This is a genomic window from Fannyhessea sp., from assembly GCF_986145555.1.
On record NZ_CFRCNA010000040.1, the window covers coordinates 1 to 5,632 of the forward strand.

Below are 5,632 nucleotides of genomic sequence, written 5' to 3' on the forward strand. Positions count from 1 at the left end.
ATTTTGAATTTTGTTTAGAGACTACAAAGTAACTAAAAAGGGCTGATTCCTAATGAAGGAGTCAGCCCTAAATTTATAGGGTATCAAAAAGTTTTATTGGACAGCAATAGTTTTATTAATAATTTGAATACGTCTTTCTTTTGCCAAAAGTTATATAGGATAGATGGCAAACATATATTGAAAATTAGATATATTATTTTTTCTCGTAGGGTATTACAAATTTAAATCCACGCCCGGCAAGTACTACATGGTTCGCCCTGACTTCCTGGACGTATAATTTGTGTTTGCCCTCTTTTAGAGAGCTGAACTCGTCTGGATAGCGAAAACCGAGCTCAACATCAACATAGGTACCTTGCTGGGGATTTATAATAGTAGGCGTAATCTTGATGGTTTTCTTGGAGGCTGTTGGGGTTGCCTCATTAAATATCCATACACCCACACCTTTGCGATGTACCACCAACGTGTTGCGCATCAAAACGCTTAAACTTCTCGACGTGGTGCTATATACTCCCGACTCATCAGCCTCGCCTTTGCATCGCACTTCTACTTTAATCGTTTTGGTTTGATGATCCTGCCCTGTGATGTGGAGATAAGCGTCGCCCTCGCAATAGGTATCTATTTCTATGATGTTGGTCTTGGCGTTCCACTTAACCTTCTTCAGAACACGCATAGGGTCTTCCACACTCATTTGTGCCATGCCGCCTCCACCATTGACACTTACCGATCGGCTCTCATCCCGAGGGAACAACCGTATGACATCCTCGGTAGAGGTAATGTTGGGCACTATAACATTTATATCCAACTTGCGACACTCATCGCCCGACCAAACAGTGGCATACGTTTCACCCTCCAATATACCTGTAACACGTAATGTATCTTCGTTGATGCTGACGGTAGCCAACTTTGAGTTGTTGATATTGCACTTGTATTTATCAGTCCCACCCTTTAAGATTAACATGCGGGTCGCGTGCGTAAACACATCAATAGATGATAAGTCGTTATCCCCTATCAATATTTTAGACGGTTCTAAATCCGACTCAGTGTGGCATGCGGTCAACGACATGCCAAGTATTATCACTGATAGCCAACTATATATATGCTTCATGTTGATTAGCTTATTTCACATTTAAGTTATATTCCAAGGTCCAAGCCTTGCCATCACTCTCAATGATGTCCACAACTAATATATGTTTACCCGTTTTGTTGAAAACCAATTTGTATCCGTCGACAGGGACGAAGGGAATGCCGTCAAGCGTATATTTAATTTGAGCGTTGACATCATACAAATCGTTGAAAAACAACTCTATGTTTCGTGGACAATCACCATAGTTCTTAATTTGATAGATGTAGGGAATGCGATTTTCATCCTCCCTGCCTGGTATTATTGATTCTGTGGTAATGTTTTTTTTAGCCACTTTCGACTTCTTTCCGTCAGGCATAATCGTCTGCACACCTATTTCGTAGGGAGTGTTAGGCTGCATTTTTTGCAAGATATAGTCGGTTGTGCTTATTGTAGATACCTGCTTTCCATTAAGCAAAATATTGTATTTGATGCCACTGCCTTGCACAGGATGCCACGACATAAAAATTTCATGTTGTTGTGCAGAAACTTTCACATCATAAGGCATCGGTACATCCTCGGTAATAGTACTACTTTTTATTTTCTTAAAAACCACATCGTCAATCAATAGATAGTTATTGGCATCGGAATTTTCTTCTTTCATTTCAAAACAAAATCCCGCGCAATCCACTCCTTGCGGAGCGACAAAATCTATAGTTTTTTGTTTCCATTCAGTAGGGGATGCATCTGTAACCATATCCTTTGAAGCTTTCTTTGCATCCGTTTTAACTTTGCGCTTTTCTTTGCCCCATATCACGGTGGAAACACAATTGGGACGCTGTAACGTACCTTTATACCAATAGGTAAGGCGATAAGTTGCTCCGCCCTCAATGTTCATATAATAATAGTTGTATGCTCGGTCACTTATAGATAGCGTATGCGAGATTGCTACTAACTTGACAGCGTGGCTGCCACCATGTGATTGATTTGATTTTTCAATGCTACCCACTGAAAAATACCAACACATAGGTTTCTCATAGATGCCAGCGGCGCGCCACTCTTCAAACCCACCGTTCAATATCAAGTTGGGAGGTGTTTGAGCTGTTACGTCTAGCGTACACCATAGGAACGCTAACAATAATAGTTTATATAAATTCATAGTTTTACTTTTTTCTTATAAGAGTTATCGCATATATGCTTATCATTTTATGCGCTGCTTGATTTGTGCTACAGTATAGGCAATGGATCCAGGGGTAGTGGAATCGCCTTCCAGACGCTGCTTATCCCACAACCCAGAGCTTTGAGTAAGTGCATCTAAAAGCGTTTGTACCTCATCAAAGGTATATAATGGTTTCCCTTCTGTATTCACGGCAAACTGCAACGAGAACACGGCACCATAGGCACGCGACAGGAATACCAAGGCATTGCTGATATCCTCGTGTAAATTGGCATTTGTCACTTCGCCTGACAACAACTGTATGGCATGCACGGCGACCACCTTAGACAGTTCTTGCCTAATGGTATAAAGACATGTTCTCATCTCGTCAAACCTATACTCGGTCATGGCCAATCGTCCTGCCGCAAAGGCGTTGTAAAGTTTAATACGACTTCCCTTTAGCGCACTGCGTTCATTTTTTTGCACAATGGGCAACCAGTATTGGTAATAACCATAAGCCAAGTCCCAATGATGTTCCAGTTCTGTGTAATTATGTCCGTTTACCAGATTTGAAGCTGCCTGATCTTTCAAAAGCTGTTGGTCGTTGTATAACTCAGGGTTAAGATGCACATTCAGGATTTTATCCAAATAAATGCTTCCCCTAATCATCTCATAGTACACTTCCGCCACGGCTACACCTTTGGCATTAACAAACGCTAAGTTTTCATCGCCAATATTATAGCCTATATATCCTCCTTTGCCCATTTGTGCCTTGGTGTTGCGAATATCGGCAGGACGAGGGTAGCCGTAACCACTCAATGCTCTCGACTCATTGAATAATTGTTGAAAGACTGCGAGGATGCGATCCCTGTCAACACGGTGAACCATAGATGTAGCTATCTCATCAAATGGCGCTTTACCATACACTCCTTGCTTGAAATATCCGTTCATCCGCTCCTGCTGTACGACACTTGATATACGAGCTTCTTTCATAAACGAGTGATATACAATATCAGCAGGCTCTTTTAACAGCTCACACTCTAATGTATTAACACTACTTTCATCATTCCTGACAAACTTATATTCTGGGTCTGGCCATGTAGGCATGATGTACGATGACTCAATGGTTTCATCGGGCCATGTTGTGCATGATGTTATGGAGGTGCACAGTGCCAACCACAGCATGAATATACAAAAAGGTCTGTTACGTTTATTCTTCATGATTTTATCCCATTATCTTTATGGCAATATGATATATCCACAAAATGGATTTTTAATTAAATTGATACCCTCTTCATTTTGAAATTGCTCTACATGTAAAGGGCGCACAATGGTAAGTCCATCATTGGATACAGCCGAAATGGTGGCGCGCACAGATGAGTTGCTTGGACCTCCGCCCTTTACTTGCAAAAACATAGGGAAGCCAGACATGGCTTGAAAAGTAATTTTTTGCTCCTCTCCATTTTTAAGCAATTTTACATCGCTATCATCAAAATCATCAGCTTCCGTGAAAAAGGTTTTCAGGGTCTTGTCAGCATCAATGTATCTGATAGTATAAGTTGAGGAAAGTTCTTCATCAGGCACCAAGCTGCCTTGCAATTCCTTTTCAAAAAAAGAACAAATCAGGGTTACCGTATAAGTACGCTTCTCACCGTTAATCTCAACTCCCGGGTAGACGTAGCTATTCTCATTCATATCGATGCTTGCTAATTGCAAGGCTTGATCATCGTACGATATCTTTGGTTTTTCTATTCCCTTAAATGGAAATAATTTGTCGTAGTCTTCATCGGCATCGTCGTTTACGGCAGGTGAACATGCTGAGAATAATATCAAGGTAAAGGCTGAGAGTGTTATATATAATTTCTTTTTCATACCGTTCGTTGTTATCTGTTTATATTTTATTCATTGGTAGGAACGTCTTGAATAACCGCTTTCAAACCAGTTATTTTTCCTTCTGGGTGTAGATGCTTACTTACTAACCTAATGCTTCTCCATTCGGGATGATACACTTCTACCAATTCAGCTTCGAAATGGTTGCCAATACGTTGAAAGTCGGCAAACACCTGTTTGTTGTTCAATCGCAGACCTGCTCTAAAAGTAATACCTTTAGGCGTGCCACAATATCCAGAACCCAACACGGAAAATTCTTTAGGTGGATAGTCTGGGATAGGGTTAGGTTTCGTCACCTCCATAAACAGATAATATCTCTGTTTCTCGGTCGTGGCCACGCGTCCACCGTTTCTGCCAAGATAGTAATCGCTCTGAAAGTAAACACGACCGCCTCTGTGTATATATAACTGTGGATTTTTCATTTGCTCAAATACTCGTCTGTTATCGTATGCTTGTTTTACCGCATCGGCAAACTCATGCACATCATGCAAGGGTTTCATCAAAATATATTCGCATGCTGGCTTAAGGTATGAGGCAGTTTTGAATACCAGAAATCCGTCTTCATCACGTCCTTGGTATAACCAGTCGCATGCGCCTCCATAACTATCATTGACCAGCTTGTGTATATAGTTTGTGGTAAGAAAAGTAAGTTGGGTGCAACTATTTGTCCCTATTTTGTATTCGCCCATCATGGAAGTAGCAACACTTTTGGGGTCAAAGTCGGCACGCATCTCTACTTTCCCATGTTGTAAAAAACGCATGGTAAAACAAACACCTCCATAACCATATCTGTCAGTTCCGTATTGGTATTCGGCTTTTATTTTATCACTGATGTTAGAAAACAGCAAGGAATCTGTTTTAGGGAAATACATAACCAACCATCCTGCTTTGTTGTTAACCAGCTCAGTGTTCAACGCCTCAATGGCTTGCCTCTTGCGCTGGGTAGGTGTGTTCACAAATTCTCGTTCTTCATCATGGCAGCTGTAGAAAATGCAACCAAGTAGAGTGAGGAGTATGTATGAAAGATACTTCATCTTATTTTGTATTTAGATATTTATTCAAGGTTCTGACGCTCTTAAGTTGCAATGTGAGCAATTTAACGTGCCAGTTATTCCAAGCATACTGCTCGACAAACATTTTTTTTGCCATAAAATCATGATAGGCACGATCGGCCTCTTGTTTATAGCGTTTATTCACTTCGGGGTCAGAGTCTTCGTCTGGTGTACGTGCTTCATCTTCTGCTTGTTTAAGTTTTGCTGGTGTAGATGTCAAGATAACGCTTAACATCTCTGCCATGTCGTCCTCAGGATTAAGCATGGAAAGATAGGTGTAAAATCCACGTTTGTTGGCATATCCCACTAACCCAATATCGTTGTTCGCACCATTTATCTCGGAGAGGAGTTGAGTGTCGGTGATATATTTTCCTTCACTGATGGCAGCAAATTTAGCTCTATCGTATGGTATCTGCTCTAACACTCGTTTCATCATTTGGTGATATATGGAAAAGCCACACTAATTTGACCCAC

At 40.9% G+C, this 5,632-nt stretch carries 6 protein-coding genes; all 6 read right to left on the minus strand.

Translation table 11 applies throughout. The features are described from left to right. Nucleotides 1-193: 193 nt before the first annotated feature. Nucleotides 194-901: a hypothetical protein gene (locus AC5GD6_RS05895; RefSeq protein ID WP_491846451.1), complete on the minus strand. Its 708-nt coding sequence runs from the start codon at nucleotides 899-901 to the stop codon at nucleotides 194-196. 214 nt (nucleotides 902-1,115) lie between these two features. After that, nucleotides 1,116-2,219, minus strand: a complete 1,104-nt coding sequence (locus tag AC5GD6_RS05900) for a fibronectin type III domain-containing protein (protein ID WP_061315200.1) — start codon at nucleotides 2,217-2,219, stop codon at nucleotides 1,116-1,118. 42 nt (nucleotides 2,220-2,261) lie between these two features. Continuing rightward, nucleotides 2,262-3,437, minus strand: a complete 1,176-nt coding sequence (locus AC5GD6_RS05905; RefSeq protein ID WP_036868428.1) for a DUF4856 domain-containing protein — start codon at nucleotides 3,435-3,437, stop codon at nucleotides 2,262-2,264. A gap of 18 nt (nucleotides 3,438-3,455) precedes the next feature. After that, on the minus strand, nucleotides 3,456-4,088 hold the full coding sequence (locus AC5GD6_RS05910) for a hypothetical protein (RefSeq protein WP_004337907.1): 633 nt from the start codon (nucleotides 4,086-4,088) through the stop codon (nucleotides 3,456-3,458). Nucleotides 4,089-4,114: 26 nt separating this feature from the next. Further along, nucleotides 4,115-5,140: a DUF4302 domain-containing protein gene (locus AC5GD6_RS05915; protein WP_048741094.1), complete on the minus strand. Its 1,026-nt coding sequence runs from the start codon at nucleotides 5,138-5,140 to the stop codon at nucleotides 4,115-4,117. A 1-nt stretch (nucleotide 5,141) separates the two neighbouring features. Then, a complete protein-coding gene (locus tag AC5GD6_RS05920; protein WP_491846452.1) occupies nucleotides 5,142-5,606 on the minus strand; it encodes a putative zinc-binding metallopeptidase in 465 nt (154 codons plus the stop codon). Nucleotides 5,607-5,632 lie beyond the last annotated feature (26 nt).

What these genes read in the sequence shown, in the direction of transcription:
- AC5GD6_RS05900 (WP_061315200.1), bottom strand. Translation starts at nt 2,219, where the DNA reads ATGAATTTATATAAACTATTATTGTTAGCGTTCCTATGGTGTACGCTA.
- AC5GD6_RS05915 (WP_048741094.1), bottom strand. Translation starts at nt 5,140, where the DNA reads ATGAAGTATCTTTCATACATACTCCTCACTCTACTTGGTTGCATTTTC.
- AC5GD6_RS05910 (WP_004337907.1), bottom strand. Translation starts at nt 4,088, where the DNA reads ATGAAAAAGAAATTATATATAACACTCTCAGCCTTTACCTTGATATTA.
- AC5GD6_RS05905 (WP_036868428.1), bottom strand. Translation starts at nt 3,437, where the DNA reads ATGAAGAATAAACGTAACAGACCTTTTTGTATATTCATGCTGTGGTTG.